Annotated in this window: 23 protein-coding genes; 13 read left to right on the plus strand and 10 right to left on the minus strand. The window is 70.2% G+C overall.

The window, feature by feature from the left end; translation table 11 throughout:
• Nucleotides 1–4: 4 nt before the first annotated feature.
• From EP757_RS24000 to EP757_RS24010, 3 genes are read right to left on the minus strand one after another with little or no spacing between them, the layout of a single operon-like run.
• Complete coding sequence (locus EP757_RS24000; RefSeq protein WP_127549563.1) at nucleotides 5–1,648, minus strand: amidohydrolase; 1,644 nt, start codon at nucleotides 1,646–1,648, stop codon at nucleotides 5–7.
• A gap of 9 nt (nucleotides 1,649–1,657) precedes the next feature.
• Nucleotides 1,658–2,686 carry a hypothetical protein gene (locus tag EP757_RS24005; protein WP_127549565.1) on the minus strand — a complete coding sequence of 343 codons (1,029 nt, stop codon included), beginning with the start codon at nucleotides 2,684–2,686 and terminating at the stop codon, nucleotides 1,658–1,660.
• Nucleotides 2,683–3,846, minus strand: a complete 1,164-nt coding sequence (locus EP757_RS24010) for a glycosyltransferase family 87 protein (protein ID WP_127549567.1) — start codon at nucleotides 3,844–3,846, stop codon at nucleotides 2,683–2,685. Before EP757_RS24010 ends, EP757_RS24005 begins: the two co-directional genes overlap by 4 nt.
• A gap of 168 nt (nucleotides 3,847–4,014) precedes the next feature.
• On the opposite strand from EP757_RS24010, the gene EP757_RS24015 reads away from it, so the two are divergent.
• The 6 genes from EP757_RS24015 to EP757_RS24040 all read left to right on the plus strand — a co-directional run bounded on the left by EP757_RS24015 (nucleotide 4,015) and on the right by EP757_RS24040 (nucleotide 10,588).
• On the plus strand, nucleotides 4,015–5,664 hold the full coding sequence (locus tag EP757_RS24015; RefSeq protein WP_127549569.1) for an AAA domain-containing protein: 1,650 nt from the start codon (nucleotides 4,015–4,017) through the stop codon (nucleotides 5,662–5,664).
• The gene (locus EP757_RS24020) at nucleotides 5,661–6,401 is read left to right on the plus strand and encodes a MarR family winged helix-turn-helix transcriptional regulator (RefSeq protein WP_127549571.1); all 741 of its coding nucleotides are present in this window, start codon (nucleotides 5,661–5,663) and stop codon (nucleotides 6,399–6,401) included. The genes EP757_RS24015 and EP757_RS24020 overlap by 4 nt, the downstream gene beginning before the upstream one ends.
• Nucleotides 6,402–6,471: 70 nt before the next feature.
• Nucleotides 6,472–7,023 (plus strand): TetR/AcrR family transcriptional regulator, encoded by a 552-nt coding sequence (locus EP757_RS24025; protein WP_127549573.1) that lies wholly within the window; start codon nucleotides 6,472–6,474, stop codon nucleotides 7,021–7,023.
• A 15-nt stretch (nucleotides 7,024–7,038) separates the two neighbouring features.
• A complete protein-coding gene (locus tag EP757_RS24030) occupies nucleotides 7,039–9,201 on the plus strand; it encodes an MMPL family transporter (RefSeq protein ID WP_127549576.1) in 2,163 nt (720 codons plus the stop codon).
• 140 nt (nucleotides 9,202–9,341) lie between these two features.
• Nucleotides 9,342–9,644 (plus strand): TM2 domain-containing protein, encoded by a 303-nt coding sequence (locus tag EP757_RS24035; RefSeq protein WP_232049972.1) that lies wholly within the window; start codon nucleotides 9,342–9,344, stop codon nucleotides 9,642–9,644.
• A gap of 416 nt (nucleotides 9,645–10,060) precedes the next feature.
• Entirely contained in the window at nucleotides 10,061–10,588 is a 528-nt protein-coding gene (locus EP757_RS24040; protein ID WP_127549578.1) for a hypothetical protein, read from the plus strand.
• On the opposite strand, the gene EP757_RS24045 is transcribed toward EP757_RS24040, so the two are convergent.
• Nucleotides 10,572–11,234: a hypothetical protein gene (locus EP757_RS24045; RefSeq protein ID WP_127549580.1), complete on the minus strand. Its 663-nt coding sequence runs from the start codon at nucleotides 11,232–11,234 to the stop codon at nucleotides 10,572–10,574. The two genes, EP757_RS24040 and EP757_RS24045, sit on opposite strands and share 17 nt — an antisense overlap.
• Nucleotides 11,235–11,382: 148 nt before the next feature.
• Here EP757_RS24045 and EP757_RS24050 point away from each other — a divergent pair, with 148 nt between their 5' ends.
• The 3 genes from EP757_RS24050 to EP757_RS24060 are packed head-to-tail and all read left to right on the plus strand — an operon-like array spanning nucleotide 11,383 to nucleotide 12,647.
• Complete coding sequence (locus EP757_RS24050; protein ID WP_127549582.1) at nucleotides 11,383–11,820, plus strand: SRPBCC domain-containing protein; 438 nt, start codon at nucleotides 11,383–11,385, stop codon at nucleotides 11,818–11,820.
• Complete coding sequence (locus EP757_RS24055; protein WP_127549584.1) at nucleotides 11,817–12,191, plus strand: metalloregulator ArsR/SmtB family transcription factor; 375 nt, start codon at nucleotides 11,817–11,819, stop codon at nucleotides 12,189–12,191. The genes EP757_RS24050 and EP757_RS24055 overlap by 4 nt, the downstream gene beginning before the upstream one ends.
• 12 nt (nucleotides 12,192–12,203) lie before the next feature.
• Nucleotides 12,204–12,647 carry an SRPBCC domain-containing protein gene (locus EP757_RS24060; protein ID WP_127549586.1) on the plus strand — a complete coding sequence of 148 codons (444 nt, stop codon included), beginning with the start codon at nucleotides 12,204–12,206 and terminating at the stop codon, nucleotides 12,645–12,647.
• A gap of 48 nt (nucleotides 12,648–12,695) precedes the next feature.
• Here the strand turns inward: EP757_RS24060 and EP757_RS24065 are convergent, their stop codons facing one another.
• The 6 genes from EP757_RS24065 to EP757_RS24090 form a co-directional block, all read right to left on the minus strand.
• Complete coding sequence (locus tag EP757_RS24065; protein ID WP_127549588.1) at nucleotides 12,696–13,793, minus strand: glycosyl hydrolase 53 family protein; 1,098 nt, start codon at nucleotides 13,791–13,793, stop codon at nucleotides 12,696–12,698.
• Complete coding sequence (locus tag EP757_RS24070) at nucleotides 13,793–14,884, minus strand: glycosyl hydrolase 53 family protein (protein WP_127549589.1); 1,092 nt, start codon at nucleotides 14,882–14,884, stop codon at nucleotides 13,793–13,795. Before EP757_RS24070 ends, EP757_RS24065 begins: the two co-directional genes overlap by 1 nt.
• A gap of 64 nt (nucleotides 14,885–14,948) precedes the next feature.
• The gene (locus EP757_RS24075; protein ID WP_232049973.1) at nucleotides 14,949–15,968 is read right to left on the minus strand and encodes a LacI family DNA-binding transcriptional regulator; all 1,020 of its coding nucleotides are present in this window, start codon (nucleotides 15,966–15,968) and stop codon (nucleotides 14,949–14,951) included.
• Nucleotides 15,969–15,982: 14 nt separating this feature from the next.
• On the minus strand, nucleotides 15,983–16,831 hold the full coding sequence (locus EP757_RS24080) for a carbohydrate ABC transporter permease (protein WP_127549592.1): 849 nt from the start codon (nucleotides 16,829–16,831) through the stop codon (nucleotides 15,983–15,985).
• A 2-nt stretch (nucleotides 16,832–16,833) separates the two neighbouring features.
• Nucleotides 16,834–17,796 carry a carbohydrate ABC transporter permease gene (locus tag EP757_RS24085; RefSeq protein WP_127549594.1) on the minus strand — a complete coding sequence of 321 codons (963 nt, stop codon included), beginning with the start codon at nucleotides 17,794–17,796 and terminating at the stop codon, nucleotides 16,834–16,836.
• A gap of 50 nt (nucleotides 17,797–17,846) precedes the next feature.
• A complete protein-coding gene (locus EP757_RS24090) occupies nucleotides 17,847–19,160 on the minus strand; it encodes an ABC transporter substrate-binding protein (protein ID WP_127549596.1) in 1,314 nt (437 codons plus the stop codon).
• A 187-nt stretch (nucleotides 19,161–19,347) separates the two neighbouring features.
• On the opposite strand from EP757_RS24090, the gene EP757_RS24095 reads away from it, so the two are divergent.
• The 4 genes from EP757_RS24095 (at nucleotide 19,348) to EP757_RS24110 (ending at nucleotide 26,514) form a co-directional block, all read left to right on the plus strand.
• The gene (locus EP757_RS24095) at nucleotides 19,348–21,636 is read left to right on the plus strand and encodes a beta-galactosidase (RefSeq protein ID WP_232049974.1); all 2,289 of its coding nucleotides are present in this window, start codon (nucleotides 19,348–19,350) and stop codon (nucleotides 21,634–21,636) included.
• 278 nt (nucleotides 21,637–21,914) lie between these two features.
• Complete coding sequence (locus EP757_RS24100) at nucleotides 21,915–23,510, plus strand: methyl-accepting chemotaxis protein (protein WP_127549598.1); 1,596 nt, start codon at nucleotides 21,915–21,917, stop codon at nucleotides 23,508–23,510.
• Between the two features lie 20 nt (nucleotides 23,511–23,530).
• Nucleotides 23,531–25,525 (plus strand): TRAP transporter fused permease subunit, encoded by a 1,995-nt coding sequence (locus EP757_RS24105; RefSeq protein ID WP_127549600.1) that lies wholly within the window; start codon nucleotides 23,531–23,533, stop codon nucleotides 25,523–25,525.
• The gene (locus EP757_RS24110) at nucleotides 25,522–26,514 is read left to right on the plus strand and encodes a TAXI family TRAP transporter solute-binding subunit (RefSeq protein WP_127549602.1); all 993 of its coding nucleotides are present in this window, start codon (nucleotides 25,522–25,524) and stop codon (nucleotides 26,512–26,514) included. Before EP757_RS24105 ends, EP757_RS24110 begins: the two co-directional genes overlap by 4 nt.
• The last annotated feature ends 3 nt before the right edge of the window (nucleotides 26,515–26,517 follow it).

A 26,517-nucleotide genomic window follows, 5' to 3' on the forward strand; every position in this document is an offset into this window, starting at 1 on the left:
TCTCTTATGCGGAGTAGACGAGCTCACCGTCGACGTAGGTGTGCGCCACCGACGCCTCGCCGATCTCGCGCGCCGGCGCGTCGAACGGGTCGCGGTCGAGGACGACCAGGTCGGCCACCTTGCCGGCGCGGATCACGCCTCGGTCGTCGAGGTGATTCACGAAGGACGACCCCGCCGTGTACGCCGTGAGCGCCGTGGCGAGATCCAACTCCTGACCGGGCAGGAACGGCGGGTAGTCGCTGCCGTGGTGCACCCGGTTCACGGCGACGTGGATGGCCTCGATCGGGTCCGGGGTCGTCACCGGCCAGTCGCTGCCCGCGGCCAGATGAGCGCCGGCCCGCCGCAGGTCACCGAACGGGTACTGGCGGCCGACCGCGTCCGGGTCGAGGAACGGGATCGTCAGGTCGTCCATCTGCGGCTCGTGCGAGGCCCAGTACGCCTGCAGGTTGGCGCTGGCCCCGAGGCGCCGGAACCGGGGCACGTCGTCGGGGTGCACGACCTGCAGATGAGCGAGGTGCGGCCGGGTGTCGGTGTACCCGTTCTTGTCCCGCGCCGCCTCCACCGCGTCCAGCGCGTCGCGGACCGCCCGGTCGCCGAGGGCGTGGAAGTGGGCCTGGAAGCCGAGCGCGTCCAGTTCGGTGACGTACGCCGGAAGCAGGGCCGGGTCGATGAAGGACAGCCCGCGGTTCGTGGTGGCGCACCCGCACCCGTCCCGGTACGGCGAGGTCATCGCCGCGGTGAAGTTCTCCGCGACGCCGTCGAGCATCAGCTTCACGCTGTCGCACCGCAGCCGGCCCACGGTGAACTTCTCCCGCTTCGCGACCAGTTCCGGGATCTGCGAGCCGTCCCGGTCGCGGTCCCACCAGAGCGCGCCGGCGACGGTGGCGCGCAGCGAGCCGTCCTTCGCCGCGGCCAGGTACGCGTCGGAGACGTCCGGGTAACCGTTCGTCGCGCACACCATGGCGTCCTGCCAGGCCGTCACGCCGAGGGAGAACAGCAGCTCCTGGCCCCGGTGGAGCCCGGCCAGCCGGTCGGCCGCGGTGGTCTCCGGCAGCAGGTCGGTGACCAGCCGCATGGCGCCTTCCTGCAGGCCGCCCGCGGGGGAGCCGTCCGGCGCCCGGTCGATCCGGCCGTCCTCCGGGTCCGGGGTGTCCGCGGTGATCCCGGCCAGCTCCAGGGCCTTGCTGTTCACCCAGGCGCCGTGGTGGTCGCGGTTGGAGAGGAACACCGGGCGGTCCGGTACGACGCTGTCCAGCAGCTCGCGGCCGGGAACACCGCCGGGGAAGCTCTCCATGGCCCAGCCGCCGCCGGAGATCCACTCCAGATCGGGGTGGGCGTCGGCGTACTCCCGTACCCGGCGCAGGTACTCGGCCACGTCGGTGGTGTTGGTGAGGTCGCACTGGTTCAGCTCCATGCCGCCCATGACGGCGTGCACGTGCGCGTCCTGGAATCCGGGCAGCAGCAGGCGCCCGCGCAGGTCGACGATCTCGGTCCGCGGGCCGGCCAGCTCGCGGACGTCGTCGGCGCCGACCGCCTGGATCAGGCCGTCCCGCACGGCGACGGTGGTGGCGTAGCCGGCGGCGGGATCGGCGGTGAAGACCCGCCCGCCGACGAAGAGGAGGTCTGCTGCAGGGACGGCAATCGGCATGACTGCACTCTAGGGCCTGGCCGGCAAGTGGATCGTCGCCAGCAGGATGCCGAGACAGGCGAGCGCCCCGGCGACGGCGAGACCCAGCGACGCCGAGAGGAGCGCGGCGTACCCGAGCAGGACCGCCGCCCACCAGCGCCGATCCGGGATCAGCGCCAGCGTGAGCACGGTGGTCAGCGCGACCGGCCCCCAGTAGTAGCGCAACACCACCGGGTCCGTCGCGATCCGCAGCAGGGTGGCGGCGGCGGGCGCGGCGAACAGCTGGTCGCGGCAGCGCCACGCCACCCAGGCGCAGCCTCCGGCGACGATCACAGCCTGGACGAGCCGCAGCGGCCAGGTGACGGTGTCGAGCCCGGCGAGGTCGGCGAGGGTCCCGTCCGCGACCTGCCAGACGTGGCGGAACATGCCGAAGTCGCCGGCCAGCACGAACGGGAGGTAGGCCGCCACGCCGAGCACCCCGCCGGCGGCCGCGACGAGTACCGCTCTCGGCAGCCGGGTGGTGGCGAGCAGACAGGGGAAGCCGAGGACGGCCCACGGCGCGATCGCGGCGGACAGTCCCAGGGTGACGGCGGCGGCGATCGGGCGGTGGTCGCGGCTCAGCACCGCCGCGCCCGCCCAGGCGGCCGGGATCAGCAGCTCGGCGGGGTGGCCGTCCCAGGGGAACGGCAGCGTCAGCCAGAGCAGGGTCAGCAGCGCGGTGGCGATCTCCCGGCGCGGATCGCCCCGGCACAGCCGCAGACCGGCGACCATCAGCAGCGCGTCGACCCCGAAGATCGTGGCCGCTGCGGGCGCCTCGGTCCCGCCGATCAGCAGCAGACGGCTGATCAGCAGTTGCAGCGGCCCGGCCTGCGTCCAGCCGCTGTCGTAGATGCCGTCGAGGTGCCCGCCGAGCAGCCGCTGACCGTAGCCGGCGAACTCCACGAGGTCCGGTGGATCGATCCGGGCGGTCAGCCCGACGAAGCCGGCGAGCACGCCCGCGACGGCGTACCGCCACGGCGACCGCCATACCCCGCCCGCATCCTGCGGCGATGGTGTCACACCGGGTGCCGGTGGGGTTGGAGGGCGGGGAGCGCCGGCGGCCGGGTGCTCGTGGCGCCGAGAGGGAAGGCCAGCAGCGCGGCGAAGAGCAGCAGCTCGGCCAGGACCAGCCACGTCTGGGCGCCGGAGCCGCGGCCGAGGACCATTTCGGCGTACGGTCCGGGCACCGCGATCAGGGCCGTGCCCGGCACGAACGGCAGCCACGTGCGGGAGCCGGGCGGTTCCAGCGCGAGCAGCACGAGCACCGCGGCCAGGACGACGAGCAGGTAGTGCACCTCGGCGATGCCGCCGGCCAGGAACGTCGTCAGGAGCAGCAGCGTCCCCAGCCAGACGGCCGGTGGTCTGCTCATGGTCGTCAGTGTGCGGGTCACCCGTACAAGGAGGAAAAGCAACGCGGCGGTGGCCGCGGCAGTCCCGGTGAGATGCGGCCAGGCCTGCGCCTCCGCCCAGCCCCGCAGCGACAGGTTGTTCACCGCGTTGCCGCCGTGCAGGTTGGTCCCGGAGGCGATGTAGCGCAGCAGTTCCGGATAGCGGGTGCCGCCCGGCATCAGCGCCACGGCGAGCAGCAGCAGGACGCCGGCCGGGATCATCGTGCGGAGCAGCGCCGACCACTGCCGGTGCACGGCCGGGACGAGCAGCAGCGGTACGAGCAGTGGTTTGACCAGCAGCGTCGCGGCGAGGAGCGCGCAGCCGGCGAGCCAGCGTCCGCGGTGGAAGGCCAGCAGGATCCCGGCGGCGGCCGGCGCCAGGAAGACGGTCAGGTTGCCGAGCGAGAGGGACCGTGCGGCGGCGAACCCGCCGAGCAGACCGAGCAGGGCCACCGCGGTGAACACGTCGGAGCGGCAGCCGGGAGCCAGGCGGCCGATCCTCCAGGCGGTCCAGGCCAGGGCCGCGCCGCCGGCGACGATCCAGGCGGCGAACGCGGTGTGCTCGTCGCCGAGGGCCGCCGGCAGCAGGAACAGCACGGCCGTCGGGGGATAGACGAAGTACGGGTCGGTGTAGATCGACTCACCGTGCAGAAGATCGATCGCCGCATTGCGCAGCGGGTCGAAGTCGATGCCGAACGCGAGCACGTGCAGCACCTGCGCCAGCGCGCTGACCGCGACGATCGCGGCGAGCGCCGTGAGGGTCCGGGCGGGCAGCCGGCGGAGGAGGTCCACGGAATGTCTATCGGCATGTCACCCGGACGTGTGAATCGACGAGTGTCGTGACCGGGGATGCGGTATGCCGGTGATCGTGCGGTGGGAGCGCTTCCACGGCAACCGTGGTCCTCGTGAACGCACAAAGCGTGTTTGTTGTGCTTGCCGGGGCGCAACTAGGGTGAGGGGATGGCGTCGACCTCTGTCGATCTAGATCGCGATGACCGCGAACGCGGTTCCATCGGCGTCGACGCCTTCGTCTCCACCCCGTCGTCCGCACGGTATCGGAACGACCGGTTCTGCGCTGCCCTGGAGCTCGCGGTGGTGGCCGCCCATGAGCTGGACGCGGCGGCCGAGCGCATCCCGGCCCAGCGGGCGGCGGCCGACGCCGGACTCGGCGAGCGCATCCAGCGCGACGCGATAGTCCGCCTCCGAGCGGGCGCCACCGCCAACCCCGGTCTGCTGGCGCTGGTCGCCGAGGGCCGCTTCCTGCCACCGCCTCCCGCTGCCGACGCCGACGCGGGGTTCGTCGCCGGCGGGACCGCCCCTGATCGGGCCGAGGCGGTCCGGCGGGCTCTGGCCGTACCGGATCTCCTCTGTCTGATCGCACCGCAAGGGGCTGCACGGACCCTGACCGTCGTGGAGATCGTGCGGGCGGCCGCCGACCGTGGCGACCGGGTGCTGGTCACCGCCCCCGACTCGGCGACGGTGGACGCCGTCGTCACCAGGCTGCCGCCCGGGCACCTCGTCGTCCGCGCCGATCAGAGCGGTGACGGTGATCGGACCCTGGCGGCAGCGGCGGCCGAGACGCAGCGCGGCATCCTGGCGCGGTCGCAGGCGGCGGCGCTCCGGCTCGAACCCTGGCTCGGCGAACCCTCCCCGGCGGCGGGCTGGCTGCGCCGGCTCGGCAGCGCGCTCGCCGAGGCCGAGCAGGAGCGGTCCCGGGCCGACGTGGCCGGCGCCGGCCACGACGAGGTGGCGGCCGCGGCCCGGGAGAGGCTCGGCGGGCCGGTACGGGACCAGCGCCGCGTCGTCGAGGTCGCCGAACGCGCGGTGGCCCTCGCCGAGGAGGCGGTGCAGCGGCTCGGCGCGTCGCTGCGACGGGCCGAGAGCTCACGGTTCGGGCGCTGGCGGGCGGGCCGCCTGCGAACCCGGCTCGCCGCCGCGGTCCCGGCCGCCGCCGAGGCGAGGGAGGCGCTGGCGCGGGCCCGGGAGGAGTACGCCGACCGCGCCGACCAGCTGACCAAGGAGGTCGAGCAGGACAGTGCCGTCCGGGCCGCCGCCGATCACGCCGCCTTCGCCGACCTGGCCGCCCATCGGGCTCTGGAGGCCGCCGAACGGTCGGCGTACCGGCTGGCCCGGCTCCTCGACGGCGTCGCGAAGGACCCCGGGTGGACCGCTGACCCGGCTGGCCTGGCCGGGTTCGCCGAGCAGTGCGACTCCCTGGAGCCGGTGCTGCGCGGCAGGGCCGGGCTGCTGCGCGAATGGCGGCAGCGGGCCGCGCGTCCCAGCCGGCAGTTGCACGCCGAGCTGCTGCGCTACGCCGACGTCGTCGCCACCACCTGCCTCGGTGTGGGCCGCCCGGAGCACGGTGACCTGGAGTTCGACCTGGTCGTGATCGTGGACGCGGGCCGGGCCACGCTGCCGGCCGCCCTCGTCCCGCTGGTCCGGGCCCGCCGCGCGGTCCTGGCCGGCGACGTGGCGCGCGCGCCGCTGCGGGAGGTCGGCTCGGCGCTCGTCCCCGACGAGGTGGCCGGACTGCTGACGCAGAGCGTGCTGGAACGCTTGCTGGAGAAGGCCCCTGCCGCGAACCGGGTCCGGCTGAGGGCGGGACCGTGAGCGAGGCGGCGCACCTTCCCCTCCGCGAGATCGAGCGGCGGGTCGGCGCGCTGCCCGGGGTCCGGCCGCGCCGGATCGTGCCGCTGCTGCTCGGATTCTGGGCCGTCGAGGTGGCAGCGACGGTCCGGGAGTCGCAGTCCTACGACGTCCTCGACCGCTATCTGTCCCGGGCGGTCGCCGAGGGCGGCCTGGACCGGACCGGGGAACTGGCCGACTTCCTCGGTGTGGAACCGCCGATGGTGGCCCGGGTGGTGCGGCATCTGGCCGGGATCGGGCACCTCGTGCGGAACGGCGACAAGCTGGACCTCACCGAGCTGGGCCGGCGGTCGGTGCAGGACGGGCGGCGCTACCAGCTGGTGTCCGGCAGGCGGATGCTGCTGCGGTTCGACGGTTTCACCGGGTCGCCGGTCCCGTATGTCACGGCGATCCACTCGGTCTGGTTGACCCGGCCGGCGTTGACGCTCCAAGACGGGACAACATTTCACGAGATTTCGGAAATGTCCGAGCTGCCGAGCGGGGCGCTCACCACACTGCTCGCACGCCGCGATGCCGGCGATTTCACGGGACCCGTGGTTCCGGTGGAGGCGGCGATAACGGCCGTCAAAAAGCAATATCTGCCGATATATCTCGTGGAATGCCACTCCGAGGACGACCTCGTGTTCGGCAAGGCGATGGACGGGCCCGACCCGTACCTCTCCGGGTTTATCCCTTTCCTCAGCGGGAACCGGGAAACCTAGCATCACCGATGTGGGGACCGACACGGTCCCTCCCGGACCATCTTGGTCCGTTTCGGTCTACCGTGGTCCTATGCCTCGCCCCACGAAGCAGCAGATCGACGACGAGATCCTCGACACCGCGGCCGGCCTCTTCGCCCGCCACGGCTTCAAGGAGACGTCGGTGCAGCGCATCGCGGACACGGTGGGCTATTCGAAGACCGGCCTGCTGCACCGTTTCCCGACCAAGGAGGCGCTGCAGACGGCCGTGATCGACCGTTGTGTCGAGCAGATCAGGGACACCGCCACCGGAGTGTCGGATCTGCCGGTCGGGCCGGAGCGGGACCGCGCCGTGATCACCGCGATCGCCGAACTCGCCCTCGACCAGCCCGGTGCCGTGGCGCTGCTGCTCTCCTCCCTGCTCAGCGAAGGGGAGAGCAAGAGGGCGCTGGAAGTGGTCGGCGAAGCGATCTCGGAGGCGTTCGGCGACGCGTTCCTCTGCGACGAGACCCGCGCGCTGCGCGTGGCGGGGGCGCTCGGCGCTCTCGCGGTCGGCAGTGTCGCGCTCCGCGACCAGATGACACCGGCACTCACCGCCGTCCTCGCCGAGGTCGGCTACGACGCTCTCGGCCATCGTCAACCCTGAAAAGGAAACCCCCTCATGGCAACGTTGTTACATCGCCTCGGGCTGGCGTCCGTACGGCACAGGATCGTCGTCACGCTCGTCTGGCTGCTGGCCCTGGTCGCGGTCGGGGTCGGCGCGGCCACGCTGTCCGGCAAGACCGCCAACACGTTCAGCATCCCGGGCCAGGAGTCGACCACGGCGCTGGACCTGATGGAGCAGAAGTTCGGTGCGGCGTCGGCCGGCGCCACCGTGCAGGTGGTGTTCGAGGCGCCGGCCGGTGAGACCGTCACCATCCCGGAGCAGAACGCGCGGCAGATCTCCACGACGGTCGCCCAGCTGGCCGAGGTTCCGGGTGTGGTGGCGGTCAGCAACCCGCTCGACCCGGAGAACCCGGCGGTCTCGCGCGATCAGGGCGCGGCGTACGCCACGGTCACGTTCGGCGTACAGCCCTCGGAGGTCACCGACGAGGAACGCGAAGAGCTGCTCGACGTGGTGGAGCAGGCCCGCGCGTTCGGCATGACCGTCGAGGCCCGCGGTGAGGCGCTCAGCAACCCGGCCGACATCGGCGGCGCGTCCGAGATCCTCGGTGTCGTGGTCGCCCTGATCGTGCTGGCCCTGACGTACGGCTCACTGGTCGCCGCCGGCATGAACCTGCTGACCGCGATCGTCGGCGTCGGCATCGGCGCGGCCGGCATCGTCACCCTGACCGGCTTCGTCGACCTGCAGTCCACCACCCCGATCCTCGCGGTGATGCTGGGCCTCGCGGTCGGCATCGACTACGCGCTGTTCATCATCACCCGCTTCCGCCACGAGCTGCGGCGCGGCATCGAGGTCGAACCGGCCGCCGCCAGGGCCGTCGGCACGGCCGGCTCCGCCGTCGTCACGGCGGGCCTGACCGTGGTGATCGCCCTGGCCGGCCTCTCCGTCGTCGGGATCCCGTTCCTCACCGAGATGGGTCTCGCGGCAGCGGCCACGATCGTCATCGCGGTTCTCGTGGCGATCACCCTCGTACCGGCGATCCTGGGCTTCGTCGGTCTGAAAGCGCTCCCGCGCAAGCACCGCAACGTCGCGGCAGCGGAAGAGCTGCCGGTCGGCCGCGGCTTCATCGCCGGATGGGCGAATCTGGTCACGAAGCAGCGCACCCTCAGCCTGGTCCTCGCCGTCGCGGTCCTCGCCGTGATCGCGATCCCGTTCTTCTCGATGCAGACCACGCTGAACCAGCGGGCGGCCGAGGGCAGCACCCAGGCGCAAGCGCAGGCGATCATGGACAGCCGGTTCGGCCCGGGCGTCAGCAACCCGCTGCTCATCCTGGTCGACGGCCCGAATGCGGTCTCCTACGCGGCCACCGTGCAGAAGCAGGTCGCAGCGCTGCCGGACGTCGCGCTCGCCACGCCGCCGCGGCCTAATCAGGATCAGTCAGCCGCGCTCGTCACGATCATCCCGGCGTCCGGTCCGGAGGACGAGAAGACCGTCGACCTGGTGCACACGATCCGCGACACGGTGCCGGACGGCGAGGGCGCCGAGGTCTACGTCACCGGCAACACCGCGGTCAGCATCGACGTCTCGCAGAAGCTGAACGACGCGCTCCCGGTCTACCTCGCGCTCGTCGTCGGCCTCGCGTTCGTGCTGCTGGTGCTGGTCTTCCGCTCGATCCTGGTGCCGGTCGTCGGCGTACTCGGCTTCCTGCTGACGATCGGCGCGGCGTTCGGCGCGACCGTCGCGGTCTTCCAGTGGGGCTGGGCCGCCTCGGCGGTCAACGCGGGCTCCACCGGCCCGATCCTGAGCCTCGCACCGATCATCATCGTGGGAATCCTTTTCGGTCTCGCCATGGACTACCAGGTCTTCCTGGTCTCCCGCATGCACGAGGCCCACGCCCACGGCGCCTCCCCGCGCAACGCCATCGTGACCGGTTTCCGCCAGGCCGCGCCGGTCGTGGTGGCCGCCGCAACCATCATGTTCGCGGTCTTCGCCGCCTTCGTCCCCGAAGGCAACGACACGATCAAACCGATCGCGTTCGCCCTGGCCGTGGGCATCGCCTTCGACGCCTTCATCGTCCGCATGATCGCCGTCCCGGCCGCCCTGGCCCTCCTCGGCCGGTCCGCCTGGTGGCTGCCGTCCTGGCTGCGCTGGCTGCCCGAACTCGACGTGGAGGGCGCCGCGCTGGAGCGCCAGCCCGCGAAGGAGCCCGCCACCGTCTGACCTGCTTTTTTCTGAGCGAGGCCGTCGCCCTTTCCGGGCGGCGGCCTCTCTCCTTGTACGCCGGCCGCGCTGCTCTCACCCCCTCACCGCCTCTTCAACGGCGCTGCCACAGCATCGTCCGCGGCGCTATCGTGTGCCCGGTGAGCGAACCGATGCCGATGCCGGAGTGGGAGCGATACCGCATCCTCCGAGCAGAGTCCGAATTCGCCGCAGTCCGCAAAGACCGCCGAACCGTCTTCCTGATCTGGTCCCTGACCGGCGTGCTGGGCGGGCACCGCTTCTACCTGGGCGACACCGCCCGATCGATAGCGATGCTGTTCACCCTGGGCGGCCTGGGCCTCTGGACCCTGGCCGACGCCTTCGTCCTGAGCCGCCGGGTCCAGACGGTGAACACCCGCCGCCGAGCCGAGATAATGGCCCGCCACGGCGTCCTGGAGTCCTGACCTCCGCCGCCGCCGTCCCGCCCGCCGCCGCCGTCCCGCCCGCCGTCACCGTTCCGGTCGCTGGCACCGTTCCGGTCGCTGGCACCGCTTCGGTCGCCGCGCTGCTGCCGTTCCCGCTGCGGCGGGCTCCAGCGAGTGCCGCGGTCCCGGCCTACAGCCACAGCTATTCCTCCTGCGCTGCTCCCGCCCCGGCCGTTGCCTCGCTGCAGCCGTCGCCCCGCCCACGCCCTCTTCACGGATCTTGAGCGATTCTGCACACCTGAGAGGCCAGGATCGCCCAAGATCCGGGGTGCACACGCCATTTGCTTTCCAAGATTGGAGACCGGCAGAACGGCAGTCTCCCAGCGCCCCGCAGCACCGTCAGAAGAAGCCTCCAGCGTGTACAAAGAAGCTCAACATCTCAGCGAGGAGGCACGATGCCGTACGGAGCGGTCCTAGTGCCCGACAAGGACACGTCCCGATCCCTGATCGAGCTGTCCCAGGCGATCGGAAGCGGTCATCGGCCCCTCATGCTGCTGGGCGACCAGGCCCCTCCGCACGTCTCGGTGCTGCACGTGGCGGAGGACGCCCCCGCCCTGGCTGAGGCGGCGAACCGCCACCGTGGCCGGACGTTCGACGTGAAGCCGATCGGCCTGCTGTTCACGGTGGTCCCGCCGGGCGACTACTACGTGCCGACAGGCGGCTACTACTTCGGTATCGAAGTGATCCGCACGCCGGAACTGGACGCCCTGCACCAGGAGTTCCTGGCCCTGGGGCACACACCACTCGGCCTGGTGGGCGCCGACTACCGCCCCCACATCACCCTGGGGATGGTCGCCGACCAGCCGGCGTTGCCACCACTGGACGAGGTCCCGGCAGCGACACTGCGCATGACGATGGCCAGTGGCCCGGTCGCCCCGTTCGGAACGTTCCCTGCCCTGACCTCTGTCAGCGACGTGCCTTGACCCGCGCCCGCCGCGGCAACTGGATGCCACCGAGGCTGTTCAGCGCCGCGCGGCCCCGCAACCCCCGGAACGCCCCCGAACTCTCGATCATCAGCCCACGCGGAGCCGTGCCGAGATCCTCGGGCGTGCGGTGCGTGGGCGACATTTCCGAAATGTCGGTGACGCCCGACTCGGCGCGGTCAGCGGGCGTGAACGCCGGGAACTCGGCCACCGGCGTCGGCGCGTAGGCAGCTCCGAACAGGAACCACGCGGCGGCGACGTTCGCCAGCGCGAACGGCGCCGCGGTGAAGACGGCGACCGGTGACGCCGAGGGCAGGACCAGCCAGACACCGGCCGTCACCGCGGTGATCAGCGCGATGACACCGTCGGAGACACGCGGCGACTCGTGTGGCCGGCGGGCGAACCGGACGGTGGCGTAGGCGTTCGCCGCGCCGAGGGCGGTGACGGCCGCCCAGCCGGTGACGAGCGGCCAGAGCCGGTTCCAGGTACCGGTCTCGTCGGCGAAGAAGAAGATCAGGAAGAGCGCGCCGACCCCCGCGATGCCGGAGAACACGATCGCGTTGACGGTGAGCACGATCGCGGATCCGCCGACCATGTCGAGGCGCCGCAACCCCCGGCCGATCATCGTGGTGCCGATGCTGACCATCGAAGCCGCCTTCCTGGGAACTGCCTGATGACCTTGGCACGGAACCGTAACGTATCGACGCCACACATGGGGAAGTGCAACCGATGGTTGCGCATCGGCCCGGCTCTGGTCTAGCTTGATACGCAACCAAAGGTTGCAGGAGGCTGACATGGAGTACGGAGCGATCGAGCGCGAGATCTACATCGAGGCGACGCCCGACGTGGTCTTCGACGTGGTGAGCAGTCCGGAACACATCAAGGGCTGGTGGCCCGACGACGCCGACTATTCGCTGGTGCCCGGCGAGCCCGGCCACATCAGCTTCGGCGACAAGGTGGAGCAGTTCACCGTCGTCGACGCCGAGCCGCCCGCGCTCTTCCGGTTCCGCTGGACGCACGCTCCCGGTGAGGTGGCCGCCGCCGGCAACTCGCTGCTGGTCACGTTCGAGCTGAAGCCCTCCGGCGACGGCACGCTGCTCCGCATGACCGAGACCGGCTTCCGCGAGCGTGGCTGGGAGGCAGCGGTCCTGGAGCAGTGCTTCAACGATCACGTCAGCGGCTGGGACCACTTCATCCCGCGGCTGGCGCCGTACGCCGAGAAGCTGCGATGAACGTGATCGACGACGACCTCTGGTCCGCGATCGGCGACCCGACCCGCCGCCGCATGCTCGACCTGCTGCTCGTCGACGGCAACGGCACGGCCACCTCGCTCAGCCAGCAGATGTCGGTGACCCGTCAGGCAGTGGCGAAGCACCTGACCGTCCTCGACCGCGCCGGCCTGGTCCGCTCGGCCCCGGCCGGCCGGGAACGCCGCTACCACGTGGACGACGCCCAGCTGGCCCGCGCCGTGGCTCAGCTCGCCGAAGTCGGCTCGGCCTGGGACGCCCGCCTGCGCCGCATCAAGTCCATCGCCGAGGCCATCCAGAAGCAATCCACCCAGAAGCAATCCACCCAGGAGCAACAGGAGCAATCCGCACCGTAGGAGGAGAAGACAATGCCGGACATCCTGCACCGCGTAGGCGTCGAGGGCTCCACCCCGCAGCAGGTCTACGAGGCGCTGACCACGATCGACGGCCTGTCGGCCTGGTGGACCACCGACACGAAGGGCAGCACCGACCTGGGCGGAGTGATCGAGTTCCGCTTCGTTCCCGGCGGCTTCGACATGGAGGTCACCACGCTGAAGCCGGCCGAGCAGGTCGGCTGGACGGTCGTCGGCGGCCCGGAGGAGTGGGTCGGCACCACGATCACCTGGAACCTGCACCAGGAGGACGACTTCACGATCGTCCTCTTCAAGCACGAGGGCTGGCGCGAGCCGGTCGAGTTCATGCACCACTGCTCGACGAAGTGGGCCCTGTTCCTGGTGAGCCTCAAGGCCCTGCTGGAGACGGGCAAGGGCGCCCCTTCGCCGGACGACTTCCACATCGACAACTGGAACTGACCGGCGTGCCCGGCCCGGCTGACGAGCCGGACCGGGCACGCTCTCAGGTCAGGCGGTCCATTTGATGCTCGGGTTCACGTTGCCGGACCAGTCGAAGGTGGCCATGTTGTCCCAGCCGTCGCCGGTGCCGTTGATGTTCGCCGGATCCCAGCCGTTGCCGGCGATGGCGGTCCAGGTGGGCTCCCAGTAGAAGACGCCGATCGCCCCCGCGTTGCGGGCCGTGTTCTGGACCCAGGTGAACTGCTGGGCCTGGCCGGCCCAGGTGGAGGGGATGTTGTCGCACAGGACGGTGCCGGGGATGGAGTTCTTCTCCGCGTCGGCGTCGGCGGAGGTGAACTGATAGGCGGTCTCCGCGATCACCACCGGCTTGGCGTACCGGGTGCGCAGGTCGGTGATCACGTTGTAGAGGTTGGCCAGGGTGCCGTGCCACATGCAGTAGTAGGAGAGGGCGGTGATGTCCCAGGTGACGCCCGCGGCCTTGATGCCGTCGTAGAACCAGCGGGCGTTCGTGAGGCTGTCCGAGTTCGCAGTGTGGATCATGACTTGGGTGGAGCTGTTGCAGGCCTTCGTGGCGTTGTAGCCCTGCTTCAGCAGCGAGGCGAGCGGCGCGAAGTTGCTGTTGCTCACCTGGCCGACCGGCCAGAGCATGCCGACGTTGATCTCGTTGCCGATCTGCACGCTGTCCGGTGTGGTGCCCTGCGCCTTGAGCGCCGTGCAGACGTCGTAGGTGTAGTTGTAGACGTCGGTCTGCAGCTGGCTGAGCGAGTGCGACGCCCAGGCCGCCGGCGGGTACTGCTTGCCCGGGTCGGCCCAGGTGTCCGAGTAGTGGAAGTCGATCAGCAGCTTCAGGCCCTTGGCCTTGATGGAGCGAGCCTGTTGCAGAACCTTGGCCTTGTTGTTGTACCCGCTGGCCGGGTTGTTCCAGACGCGCAGGCGCATGTAGTTGGCGCCGGCGCCCTTGAGGATGTCGTAGGGATCGGTGGCGGCGCCGTTCTTGTAGTACTTCGCGCCGAGGTCGAGGCTGCGCTGCAGGGAGGAGACGTCAGCGCCGAGCATGGTGAGCGACGCCGCCTGGGCGGGTGTTCCGGTCAGGGCGACGGTGGCGGCCAGCACGGCGGCCATGAACAACGCTTTCAGGGCGCGCATCACTTCTCCCAGCGGATGTAGGGGTTGATCCGGCCGTCGTCGTCGAACGTGGCCATGTTCTCCCAGGCGTTGCCCGAGTTCTCGATGTCCTCGGTGTCCCAGCCGTTGCCGTCGACGGCGGTCCAGGTGGGCTCCCAGTAGAAGACGCCGAGCGCGCCGGCCGCCCGGGCGGTGTCCTGTACGTCGGCGAACTGCTGGGCCTGGCCCTTCCGGGTGGCCGGGATGCCGTCGCACGGTGCCGGCGACAGGATGATGTTCTCCAGGTGGTCGAAGTTCTCGGTGGTGTACGGATAGGCCGTCTCCGCGATGACGACGGGCTTGCCGTACCGGCCGCGGACATCGGTGATCACGGTCGACAGGTTGGCCAGCGAGCCGTGCCACATGCAGTAGTAGGAGAGCGCGGTGATGTCCCACTTGGCGCCGGCCGCGGTGATGCCGTCGTAGAACCAGTGCGCCGCGTCGATGTTGCCGGCGAGGGCGGTGTGCACCAGGACCTTCGTCGAGCGGTTGCAGGCCTTCGTGGCGTCGTACCCGGCGTTCAGCAGTTGCGACACCGGGCCGAAGTCGCTGTTGCTGATGTAGCCGACCGGCCAGAGCATGCCGACGTTGATCTCGTTGCCGACCTGGACGCTGTCCGGCGTGGTGCCCTGGCGCTTCAGTGAGGTGCAGACGTCGTACGTGTAGTCGTAGACGTCCTTCCGTAGCCGGGCGAGGTCGTGTCCCTCCCACGCGGCCGGGGTGAACTGCTTGCCCGGGTCGGCCCAGGTGTCCGAGTAGTGGAAGTCGATCAGCAGCTTCAGACCCTTGGACTTGATCGCCCGGGCCTGCTCGAGCACCTGCGCCTTGTTGCTGTAGCCGCTGGTCGGGTCGTTCCAGATGCGCAGCCTGGCGTAGTTGACGCCGGCCTGCTTGAGGATGTCGTACGCGTTGTCGCGCTTGCCTCGGAAGTCGTAGAACTTCGCGCCGAGGTCGAGCGCGCGGGGGAGGGTGGAGACGTCGGCGCCGCGCATGGAAAGACCGGGAGATGCGGACGCGGGGGCGGGGGTGAGGATCGCTGCGAGGACAGCAACGATCGCGAGGACGGATCTCATGACACTCCTTTGTGGACAAAAGGGGCGAAATGAACCTGGAGTGGTGCCGTGAAGAGCCTGAAGATCAGGCGGGGGAGGAGGAGCGGATCACCAGGCTGGTCGGCACGGTGATCGACAGCGGGGTACGGCCGGCGATCACATCGGTGAGCAGCCGGACCATCTCCTCGCTGATCCGTTCCAGCGGATGCCGGACGGTCGTGAGCGGCGGCTCGGTGGTCGCCGCCAGCCCGGAGTCGTCGAAGCCGACGATCCGGACGTCGCCGGGTACGTCCCGGCCCGCCTCGCGCAGCACCGGCAGCGTGCCGGCGGCCATCCCGTCGGACGCGGCGAACACCGCGTCCACCTCGGGAACCCGGTCGAGCAGCGCCCGCATGCCGGCCGCGCCGCTCTCCCGGCTCCAGTCGCCGTGCACGATGTACGCCGGGTCGACCGTGATTCCCGCTGTCGCGAGGGCGTCGGAGTACCCGCGGAGCCGGAACACGCCGCCGAACGTGTCCTGCGGCCCGGTGATCGTGGCGATCCGGCGGCATCCGGCGGCGAGCAGGTGCTCGACGGCGGTCCGGGCGCCACCCCAGTCGTCGGCCGAGACCGAGCTGATCGTGTCCTCGAAGCCGAGGACCTGACCGCAGGCGACGATCGGGACCTCGGCCTGGACGAGCTGCTGGAGCAGCGGGTCACCGGAGTGCGGGGAGACCAGCAGGACCCCGTCGACGTGGCCGCCGGAGAGGTACGCGATGGTCCGCTCCCGCTCCTCCGGCGTCGACGCGATCATGAGGATGAGGGTGAGTTCCCGGTCGGAGAGCGCCTGGGCGACCCCGCGCAGCAGCACCGAGAAGTTCGGGTCCTCGAAGAGCAGGTGCTGCGGCTCGGTGAGCAGGAACGCGATCGAGCCGGACCGGCCGGTGGCGAGCGAACGGGCGTGGTGGTTCGTCGTGTACCCGGTGCGGGTGATGGCGTCCCGGACCGCGCGGACGGCTTCCGGGCTGACCCAGTCGCGGCCGTTCAGCACACGGGACACCGTCGCGTAGGAAACCCCTGCCTCGCGAGCGACATCGCGGATGGTGGGGCGTTTACGCGACTGCACGTTCGGGATCATAGCTACGCCTTGACCCCGCCGGCGGCCAGGTCGACCTGCCAGTAGCGCTGCAACGTGAGGAAGAGGGCGATCAACGGGACGATCGAGACGAGGGCGCCGGTCACCACCGCCGTGTACATGGCCGGCTGGTTGGCGCCCTGATTGAGCAGACCGTTCAGGCCGACCGTGATCGGGTAGAGCCGGTCGTCGCCGAGCATGATGTACGGCAGCATGAAGTTGTTCCAGACGGCGACGAACTGGAAGAGGAAGACCGTCACCAGGCCGGTGCGCATCATCGGGAGCACCACCCGGGTGAAGGTCCGCCAGTCGCCGGCGCCGTCGATCCGGGACGCCTCGAGGATCTCGGTGGGCACCGAAGCGGCGGCGAAGATCCGGGCCAGATAGATGCCGTACGGACTGATGAAGCTGGGTAACAGCACCGCCCAATAGGTGTTCGTCATGCCGACCTTGGCGAGCAGCAGGTACTGCGGGATGGCCAGCAGCACGCCGGGCACCAGGACGCCGGCCAGGATCAGGTTGAAGACGAAGCCCTTGCCGCGGAACTCGAACTTCGCCAGCGCGTACCCGGCCATCGCCGAGACGAACGTGGAGACGGCGGCGCCGACGCCGGCGTAGAGGGCGGTGTTCGCCATCCAGCGCCAGTAGAGGCCGTCGCGGTATCCGTTCAGGTCGGCGAGGTTGTCGAGCAGGTGGGTGCTCGGCGCCAGCGTGAACGTGGAGAACAGCTCGCCGGCGCTCTTCGAGGAGGCGATCAGCACCCAGAGGACGGGAAGCAGGCAGTAGGCGGCGCCCAGCAGCAACAGGGTGGTGGCGACAGGGCTGCGCCGTCGGGAAACAGCAGCGGTAGTCATGATCAGTCTTCCTGGTTGAACGCCCGGCGCCCGACGAGCTTGAGGAAGCCGAAGGACAGGATGAAGGCGGCGAGCGCGATGATCACCGAAGTGGCGGCGGCCGCGTAGATGTCGTTGCGGGTGAACGCGTCCCGGTAGACCTTCATGAGCGGCGTCCACGTCGTGGAGATCGTGTTGGCGAGCGGCCGCAGCGTCATCGGCTCGGCGAACACCTGGAGGGTGGCGATCATCGAGAAGACGAACGTCATGACCAGCGACGGCATCACCATCGGGATCTTGATACGCCAGGCGATCGTGACATCGGAGGCGCCGTCGATGCGGGCCGACTCGTAGAGGCTGGTCGGGACCGCCCGGAGCGCCGTGTAGATGACGATCATGTTGAAGCCGGTGCCGCCCCAGACCGCGATGTTGGCGACCGACCAGAGGGTGAGATCCGACGACAGCAGGTTGGGCGGGGTGATGCCCACCGCCTCGAAGAGATCAGTGATCGGACTGACCCGGGGCAGGTAGAGGAAGCCCCAGAGAAGTGACGCCACCACGGCCGGGACGGCGTACGGAAGAAAGATCGAAATCCGCGCGAACTTGCTGATCGACTCGCGGGTGCGGGCGGCGTCGAGCAGCAGGGCCATGAGCAGGGCCAAGCCGAGCATGGTGGGTACGACGATGAGGCCGTAGGCGCCGACCCGCCAGACGCTCGGCAGGAAGTCGGGATCGGTGAGCGAGCGGGCGTAGTTGCTCAGCCCGGCCCACACCTCGGTCCGCGACGCCTTGCCCAGGCCAAGACCGCTGACCTGCGTCTTGCGGAGGCTCAGGTAGCCGGCGTAGATGATCGGCGCGGCGAGGAAGGCCGAGAAGAGGATCAGTGCCGGTGCGAGGAAGGCGTAGGGGACGCCGGTTCGCTTCTTTTTGGGGCGCTCGACCACCGGCGGCGTGGCCGTCGTGGGCCTATCCAAGATCAGCGACATCGCCGAACCTTTCTGGGAAGCCCGGGCTCATTCGAGCCCGGGCCCGGGGATCATCCGGCGACGTTGAAGCCGCTGTTCTTCAGGTCATCGACGGTGGTCTGCTGCATGGTCACCAGCGACTCGGTGAAGGCGCTGGCCTTCTTCGACTCGGCGGCCTTGCCGAAGGCGTCGTTGAACGCGCTGTACGCGACGTTGACGTTGGGGCCGTAGGTGAACGGCTTGGTGGCCTTCGCGGCCTCGGCGGCGATCGTGTAGAAGTCCGGCTGGTCGGAGAAGAACGCCGGCGGCGAGGTCAGCACGCTCGCGGCGTCGTTCGCGGCCGGGTAGATGTTGGCCTCGGTGGCGAGCAGCTTGAGCGCTGCCGGGTCGCTGTTGATCCAGGAGACGAACTTCGCGGCCTGGGCCTTGTGCTTGGTCTGGGTCGTCACGCTCGTGGCGGAACCGCCCCAGTTGCCGGTCGCCGGGCTGGCGGCGTCCCACTGCGGCATGGCAGCGGCCTTCCACTTGCCCTTGGTGTCCTTGGCGCTGCCTTCGAGCACGCCCGGCGCCCACACGGCGCTGACCCAGCCGACCTGGGTGCCGTCGTTGAGGGCGGCGTTCCACTCCGGGGTGTACATCGGCTTGTTGTCGACGACGCCCTTCTCGACCAGGCCACCCCAGTACGCGGCGACCTTCTGCGTGTTCGGCTCGTTGATGTTGACGCTCCAGGCGTCGCCGTTCACGCCCCACCAGGAGGCGCCGGCCTGCTGGGCGAGGCCGGTGAACAGGCCCGCGTCGGTCGCCGAGAACGTGCCGATGTACTGCTTCGGGTCCGCCTTGTGGATCTTCTCGGCGGCTGCGGCGTAGTCGTCCCAGGTCTTCGGCGCTTGCAGGCCGTTCTTCTCGAAGACGTCGGCGCGGTAGAAGAACATCAGCGGGCCGGAGTCCTGCGGCACGCCGTAGACGGCCTCGGACCCGAGGGTCACGCCGCTCCACGATCCTTCCGGGAACTTGTCCTTGAGCGAGCCGACCTCGGGCGCGATGTCGGTGATCGCGTCGGCGGAGACCAGGGTCGGGATCTTCTGGTACTCGGCCTGCATGATGTCCGGCGCGCCGCTGCCGGCCTTGATCGCGGTCAGCAGCTTGGTGACGGCCGGGTCGCCGCCGTCCTGCTTGTTGACCGTGACCTGGATGTTGGGGTTCGCCGCGTTCCAGGCCGCGACGACCTTGTCCATGTTCGGCGCCCAGGTCCAGTAGGTCAGGGCGACCTTCTCGTCCGGGTTCGACTGCTCGGTGGCGTCGTCGGAACTGCTGGAGCAGGCGGTGCCGGTGAACAAAGCCGCTGCGGTCAGAGCCGCCATGAGCGGGGCGAATTTCGTTTTCATCGATCCTCCTTGATCGGCTTAGCCGGGGGAACGGAAGCCGAGGGCGGTGGGGTCAGCCCTGTGACCGGTTACAGTGCTGGTGTTACGGCGATGTGTCAAGCCCTTGCGTCAGACCCGTTACTGCTGTGTATCGTTCGGGCTCGCCGGCCTGTGACCGGTTACAGTCAAAACTCGAGGAGGGGTTCTCGTGCCCACTGATCCAACGAGGTGGCCCGAGCCGCTCTCCGTTCGCCACCACGCCTGGGCGACGCCGCTGCGCCGGCCACGGATGAGCAACACCGAGGACGTACGGCCGGGAGTCGCGCTCACCAACCGTTACCTCCTGCGCGACGGCGTGCCGGTCATCCCGGTCTCCGGCGAGCTGCACTACAGCAGGGTTCCGCGGGAGCGCTGGGCCGAGCGGCTCCGGCAACTGAAGTCCGGCGGCGTGACGGTGGTGGCCAGCTACATCTTCTGGCTGCACCACTCCCCGCGACGGGGTGAGGCCCGTTTCGACGGCAACCTCGACGTCGCCGCCTTCGTCGACCTGGCGGTCGAGACCGGGCTCGACGTGGTGCTCCGGATCGGTCCGTGGTGTCACGGCGAGTCCCGCAACGGCGGCTTCCCGGACTGGGTGCAGCACGCGCCGGTCCGGCACCGCACCGACGACCCGCTGTATCTCTCGCTCGTCCGCGAGTGGTTCGGCCAGATCGGCGCCGCCCTCGACGGGCGTGCCTCGGCGACCGGCACCGTGCTCGGCATCCAGCTGGAGAACGAGCTCTACACCCAGCCCGAGCACCTGCGCACCCTGAAGCGGATGTCCCGGGAGGCCGGCATGTCCGCGCCGCTCTGGACCGCGACCGCCTGGGACAGCGCCGAGCTGCCCGAGGAGGAGGTCCTGCCGCTCTACGGCGGCTACGGCGACGGCTTCTGGGTCGAGCCGGACGCGCCCTGGGCGCCGAACTTCCGCGACCACTACTTCTTCTCGCACGTCTGGGACGACCCGGGCATCGGCGCCGACGTGCGCCGCGCGCAGAACATCGAGGCGGCGAAGGGTGGCCCGCGCACCCCGTCCGACCTCTTCCCGGCCGCGACCTGCGAACTCGCCGGCGGCATGGCGACCGCCTACCACCGCCGGCCGCGCCCGGACGCCCTGGACGTCGCCGCCATCGCCCATTGCAAGATCGGCAACGGTTCGGCATGGCAGGGCTATTACATGTACGCCGGAGGCACCAACCCTCGCGGTGACTTCCAGGAGTCGCACGCCACGGGTTACCCCAACGACCTCCCGCGTCTCGGCTACGACTTCCACGCCCCGGTCGGTGAGGCGGGCGCGCTCGCACCGAGCCACGCCGAGCTGCGCCGCCAGCACGCGTTCCTGGCCGCGTTCGGCGACCGGCTCGCCGACATGCCGTCGTCACTGCCCGGCGTGCGCCCCACCGGCGTCGAGGACTCGTCGACATTGCGCTGGGCGCTGCGCAGCGACGGCATCTCCGGTTTCGTCTTCGTGGCCTGGCACCAGCCGCACTTCCCGCTGTCCGTTTACGAGCAGGCCCGCTTCCGCGTCGCCCTCGACTCCGGCGTCGTCGAATTCCCGTCCCGGCCCATCGACATCCCGCCCGGCACCCTCGCCCGCTGGCCGGTCAACCTCACCGTCGGTGACACCAGGATCGACTGGGCCACCGCCACGGCGCTGACCCTCCTGCCCGGCTCGACCCCCACCCTGGTCCTGATCGCCGACGAGGGAATCGCTCCCGAGTTGGCCGTTTCCGGTCAGGTTCACTCCATCGCACCGGGCTTCTCGGCTGTCCACTTCGGATCACTCGACGTCGTGGTACTCCCGTCCTCGGCGGCCGCCTCCGTCTGGGTGGTCGAAGGCGGCGACCGCCGCCTGCTGCTGAGCGACGACGAGGTGCAGTGGGACGCTTCCGGCAGGGTGACGGTCAAGGCCGCCACGACCCCGGACGTACGGGTGTACGACCCCGCGACCGGCTCCTTCGCCGATCTCGGCCTCACCCCGCGGCCGGCCTCCGGACCCGTACCCGGCCGGGCAGCGGTGCTCGCCGAGCAGGTGCGCCCGGCCGCCACCGCGGTGCCGGTCAGCTACGGCAAGCACGACGGCCGCCCGTCCGCCCCGGCCCCGGACGTCTTCGACGAGCTGGCCGCCGTCTACCGCCTCACCCTGCCGTCCTGGGCCGCCGACCCGGCCGCCGACGCCCTGCTCACCATCGACTGGGCCGGCGACGCCGCCGAACTCCGCATCGACGGCACCACGGTGACCGACCGCTTCTGGGACGGCTCCCGCTGGATCGTCAACCTGACGGACGCCGGCCACCACGAGCACGCCGACGTGACCCTGCACCTGCTACCCCTGGCCGCCGGCACCCCGGTCCACCTGCCGTCCGACGCCCGCTCGCGCCTGGCAGCGGTCGACAACCAGCTCCTCGACATCCTCTCCATCGAGGTGACAGCCCGAACCACCGCCGTCGAGCAGTAGGCGGGACACCGTGCTCGGGTCACCCGCCCTCCTGGTGACCCGAGCACGTCCGTCATCGTCGTGGCGGCCTACTTCGACGCCCTCGCCGAGCTGCACCACCCTGCCGGAGCCGCACGGACTCCGGCAGGACGGGAGACCTCCCGGCCGGATCGGGGGTGCGGCAAGGTCTGTGAGCTCGTGCTGACCGGGACGGTGGTGGCCCCGGGGGGACTCAGCGGTGGCGTGGAGGTGCCGAACGGGGAAGACGGGAGAATCGGCTGCTCGGAAAGAAGACCGTTATGTCTCGCTCGCCGTGGCAGCGGGTTGCTGACCTGCCGATGGCGGTCAAGGTGTTCACCTCGGTCGTCGCGATCGCGGTGGCGTGTGCCGCCGTCATCGGGATCGCCGTGGGTGGGCTGCGGACCGTCGAAACCAAGTCGAAGGTCGTCTACGAGCACGGTGTGACGCCCATTCAGCTGCTGGCCAGCCTTCATCAGGATGTGCTGCGGACGCGGATGTTCACACTGAACTACTTCATGTCCGGCGCGGAGTTCCGGAAGAAGATCACGGTTCAGGTGGCGGAGCTGGACGACAAGGTGGCCGCCACGTGGGACGACTACACGCCGCTGGCCGCTGACGCGGCGGTCGACACGGCGCTGCGGGCGAACTACGACAAGTTCCTGCAGCTGCGCGACGACGTGATGCTGCCGGCGGCGACGTCGAACGACCTGCCCGGGTTCTGGAGCGGGTGGAACGAGGCGACGACGGTCTTCACCGAGGTGGACGCGCAGTTCGCGGATCTGGAGACCAAGCACGCCGACCAGGCGGCGGCCTCGATCCAGGAGGTGTCCGACGCCAAGGGCTCGGTCACCACGCAGGTGCTGGTGATCGGCGTCCTCGGTCTGCTGATCGGGCTCGGAGTGGCGCTGCTGGCCGTACGGGCCCTGGTCGGACCGGTCCGTAAGGTGACGAGCGTGCTGCAGGCGGTCGCGGCGGGGGATCTGACCCGGGACGCCGACGTGCACAGCCGGGACGAGATCGGGCAGATGGCCGAGGCGCTGCGGCGGGCCACCACGAGCATGCGCGACGCCGTCGGGGTGATCAACGGCAGTGCGGCGACGGTGCTGGAGTCGAGCCGGAACCTGAACACGGTGAACGACAACCTCGCCGGTGGGGCGGCCACCGCGTCGGATCGGGCGTCGACGGCGCAGGAGGCGGCCTCGGAGGTGGCCCGGCACGTGCACACGCTCAGCGCGGCGGCCGAGGAGATGGGCGTGTCGATCAGGGAGATCGCGACGAACGCGTCGGATGCCGCGAGCGTCGCGAACGAGGCGGTGTCGGTGGCGAACGAGACCAGCGGGATCGTGGCGAAGCTGGGGGAGTCGTCGAACGAGATCGGCAACATCATCAAGGTGATCAACCAGATCGCCGAGCAGACGAACCTGCTGGCGCTGAACGCCACGATCGAGGCGGCCCGCGCCGGTGAGCTGGGCAAGGGCTTCGCCGTGGTGGCCGGCGAGGTGAAGGAGCTGGCTCAGGAGACCGCGAAGGCGACCGAGACGATCAGCCAGCGGGTACAGGAGATCCAGGGGGACACGGCGAGCGCGATCACCGCTATCGAGCGGATCTCCGAGGTGATCCTGCGGATCAGCGACTACCAGACCACCATCGCGTCGGCAGTCGAGGAGCAGACCGCGACGGCCGCGGAGATCAGCCGCAGCGTCACCGAGGCGGCGGGCGGCGCCGAGGAGATCGCCCGCAACATCAGCGATGTGGCGGACGCGGCACAGGCGACCACGAGCGGGCTCGAAGGATCGCGGTCGGCGGCGCACGAGCTGGCCGGGATGGCCGACGAGCTGACCGGGGCAGTGCGGAGGTTTGAGATCAGCCGTTAACTGCCAGTACGCTCCGTTACATGGGCGACTATCAATACGACGAGGAGGAACGGCCCGCCCGCACGCTCTCCGGCCGGTACGCGTCGTTCGTCGCGGCCGTCTCCTTCGCCGTCGCCCTGCTCGTCCTCTGGCAGGTGTTCCGCCCCCTCGCCCAGGGCAGCCAGTTCTACCTGATCATCTTTCTGGCGGGGACGCTGCCACTGGTCTTTCTCGCGTACCAGAGTGGGATCTTCAAAAGCGCGAGCGGACCCACCTGGCCGGACCGGGTCCTGGCCGCCGTCGCCCTCGTCGTCTGCCTCTATCCGGTGAACCCGTTCGCCGGTGGCTACAACGCGTTCCTCGATCGGCAGGGGCTGCTCGACCCCGCCGACATCGTCTTCGGCGCGGTGCTGCTCCTGCTGGTCATCGAGGCCTGCCGGCGGACCACCGGGTGGGCGCTGCCGGTCGTCTGCGTGATCTTCCTGGCGTACGGCTACTACGGCGGACTGCTGCCGCAGCACTGGCCGGTCGCGCACGCCGGGCTGGATTTCGCGCAGATCGTGGACGCCCTCTACAACTCGGGGAGCGGCTTCTACGGGACGCCGCTCGACGTCGCGGCGACCTACATCGTGCTCTTCACGATCTACGGCGCGGTGCTCGACATCTCCGGCGCGAGCCGCTTCTTCGTCGATCTCTCGGTCGCCGCCTTCCGCCGTTCACGCAGCGCGGCCGGGCGTACCGCCGTCGCCGCCGGCTTCCTGCTCGGCACGGTCTCCGGATCCGGTACGGCCACGGCGGTGAGCGTCGGCGCGGTGACCTGGCCGATGCTCAAGAAGGCCGGCTACCCCCGGGAACAGGCGGGCGGGATGCTCGCGGCGGCCGGCGTCGGCGCGATCCTGTCACCGCCCACGCTCGGTGCGGCTGCGTTCATCGTCGCCGAGTACCTCAACGTCTCGTACCTGACCGTCCTCGGCTGGGCGATGATCCCGACGGTCCTCTACTACCTGGGGATCCTGCTCGCCGTGGAGATCGACGTGCGGCGCTTCGGCGTACGACCTCTGGCTCTTGAAGGTCGGAGCGCGCTGCGGTTGCTCGGCCGATTCGGCTACCACTTCTCCTCGCTCGTGCTGATCGTGGTGCTGCTCGCGCTCGGTGAGTCGGCGACCCGCTCGGTGGTCTACGCGACGATCCTCGCGGCGGCGCTGTCCTACCTGGACCGCCCTGCCCGGCTCACTCCGCGTCGCGCTTTCGAGGCCCTCTCCTCAGGGGTACGAGGGGTGCTCCCGGTCGTCGCCGTCTGCGCCGCGGCAGGGATCATCACTGCTACGACGACGAAGACCGGCCTCGGCGCTCAGCTGTCATCGCTGCTGGTCGGCGGGGCGCGGGCGGTCACCGACGATCCCACGGTCGTGCTGGGGCTGACCGTGGTCCTGGCCGCGTTCGCCCTGGCCCTGCTCGGCCTGGCGGTCCCGGTCACGGCCGGCTTCATCATCGGCTGGGTGATCATCGGGCCGGCGCTGCTGACCCTCGGTGTGCCGGCGCCCGCCGCGGCGATGTTCGTCTTCTACTACTCGGTGCTCTCCGAGGTCACGCCGCCCACCGCGCTGGCCGCCGTGGGAGCGAGCGCGATCACCGGCGGGCGGGCGATCCCGACGATGTGGCAGGCGCTGAAGTACGCGCTGCCGGCGTTCCTGGTGCCGATCGCCTTCGTGCTCACCGAGAACGGGGAGCACCTCCTCGCGCGCGGTTCGCTCGTGGAGATCGCGTGGACCTCGGTGGTCGCCGGTCTGGCGGTGCTCGGGCTCGCGATCGCCGCCGGCGGCTGGGTCTTCGGGGTGGGGCCCGCCGGAGTGGCCGGCCGGGTGCTCGCCGCCGTCGCCGGGTTGCTGTTGCTCTACCTCGAGCCGATCGCCATCGCTGTAGGTATGGGCGCTCTGGCCCTGGCCGTCGTGCTGGCCGCCCTGGGCCGCCGCGCTCATCCCGAGCCTTCCCTTCCCTCGGACATTCCACATGAAAACTCACGGAGGAGTGCATGAAGCGAGTCCTCACCCTCGTCCTCGTCGCCGCCACCCTGACCGCCTGTGGAGGACGGCAGGACAGCGCCGCCACCGACACCGGCGGCGACGTCACCTGCGAGGTCGGCCAGCCCACCAGGATCGGCATCGCCACCGGCAATGCGACGGGTGTCTACTTCGCACTCGGCAACGCCTACGCCGAACAGATCAACGCGGCCGGCGGCAACGTGCAGGCGACGGCGGCCGAGACCGGCGCGTCGGTGCAGAACATCCAGCAACTCGTGGCCGGCACCTACGACGTGGCGTTCTCGCTGGCCGACACCGCCGCGGACGCCGTCGAGGGCACCGGCGGCTTCACCGGCGGGCAGCCGGTGGCGGCGCTGGCCCGGATCCACACCAACTACACGCAGGTGATCGTCCGGAAGGCGGCCGGCATCACCGACGTGGCCGGGATGAAGGGCAAGCGGGTCTCGACGGGTTCGCCGAAGTCGGGCACCGAGGTGATCGCCCAGCGCGTGCTGACCGCGGCCGGACTCGACCCGGCGGCGGACGTGAGCGCCCAGAAGCTCGACCTCACGAAGACCGTCGACGGCATGAAGGACGGCACGATCGACGCGCTGTTCTGGTCCGGTGGCCTGCCCACGCCCGGCATCACCGACCTGCTCACCACGGCCGGTGACAAGGTCGAGTTCCTCGACATCACGCCGCTGCTGCCGGAGATGCAGAAGGTCAACCAGGTCTACCAGGAGGGCACGATCCCGGCCGCCTCCTACAAGACCGCCGCCGACGTCAAGACGATCGTGGTGCCGAACTTCCTGCTGGTCCGCGAAGACCTCGATCCGGACGTCGCCTGTGTCCTCACCAAGACGCTCTTCGAACGCAAGACCCAGCTGGAACAGGCGAACGCGGCCGCGAAGGAGATCAGCCTGGATACCGCGCGGCAGACCGATCCGGTGCCGGTCCACCGGGGCGCCACGAAGGCCCTCGACGATCTGGGCGCGCCACAGTGAACT

Origin of the sequence: Actinoplanes sp. OR16 (assembly GCF_004001265.1) — a bacterium.
Taxonomy (GTDB): domain Bacteria; phylum Actinomycetota; class Actinomycetes; order Mycobacteriales; family Micromonosporaceae; genus Actinoplanes.

Bases quoted from the DNA above. Each gene is read 5' to 3' on its own strand.
- EP757_RS24000 (WP_127549563.1), bottom strand. From the start codon at position 1,648: ATGCCGATTGCCGTCCCTGCAGCAGACCTCCTCTTCGTCGGCGGGCGG.
- EP757_RS24015 (WP_127549569.1), top strand. From the start codon at position 4,015: ATGGCGTCGACCTCTGTCGATCTAGATCGCGATGACCGCGAACGCGGT.
- EP757_RS24025 (WP_127549573.1), top strand. From the start codon at position 6,472: ATGCCTCGCCCCACGAAGCAGCAGATCGACGACGAGATCCTCGACACC.
- EP757_RS24030 (WP_127549576.1), top strand. From the start codon at position 7,039: ATGGCAACGTTGTTACATCGCCTCGGGCTGGCGTCCGTACGGCACAGG.
- EP757_RS24040 (WP_127549578.1), top strand. From the start codon at position 10,061: ATGCCGTACGGAGCGGTCCTAGTGCCCGACAAGGACACGTCCCGATCC.
- EP757_RS24045 (WP_127549580.1), bottom strand. From the start codon at position 11,234: ATGGTCAGCATCGGCACCACGATGATCGGCCGGGGGTTGCGGCGCCTC.
- EP757_RS24050 (WP_127549582.1), top strand. From the start codon at position 11,383: ATGGAGTACGGAGCGATCGAGCGCGAGATCTACATCGAGGCGACGCCC.
- EP757_RS24055 (WP_127549584.1), top strand. From the start codon at position 11,817: ATGAACGTGATCGACGACGACCTCTGGTCCGCGATCGGCGACCCGACC.
- EP757_RS24060 (WP_127549586.1), top strand. From the start codon at position 12,204: ATGCCGGACATCCTGCACCGCGTAGGCGTCGAGGGCTCCACCCCGCAG.
- EP757_RS24065 (WP_127549588.1), bottom strand. From the start codon at position 13,793: ATGCGCGCCCTGAAAGCGTTGTTCATGGCCGCCGTGCTGGCCGCCACC.
- EP757_RS24070 (WP_127549589.1), bottom strand. From the start codon at position 14,884: ATGAGATCCGTCCTCGCGATCGTTGCTGTCCTCGCAGCGATCCTCACC.
- EP757_RS24080 (WP_127549592.1), bottom strand. From the start codon at position 16,831: ATGACTACCGCTGCTGTTTCCCGACGGCGCAGCCCTGTCGCCACCACC.
- EP757_RS24085 (WP_127549594.1), bottom strand. From the start codon at position 17,796: ATGTCGCTGATCTTGGATAGGCCCACGACGGCCACGCCGCCGGTGGTC.
- EP757_RS24090 (WP_127549596.1), bottom strand. From the start codon at position 19,160: ATGAAAACGAAATTCGCCCCGCTCATGGCGGCTCTGACCGCAGCGGCT.
- EP757_RS24100 (WP_127549598.1), top strand. From the start codon at position 21,915: ATGTCTCGCTCGCCGTGGCAGCGGGTTGCTGACCTGCCGATGGCGGTC.
- EP757_RS24105 (WP_127549600.1), top strand. From the start codon at position 23,531: ATGGGCGACTATCAATACGACGAGGAGGAACGGCCCGCCCGCACGCTC.
- EP757_RS24110 (WP_127549602.1), top strand. From the start codon at position 25,522: ATGAAGCGAGTCCTCACCCTCGTCCTCGTCGCCGCCACCCTGACCGCC.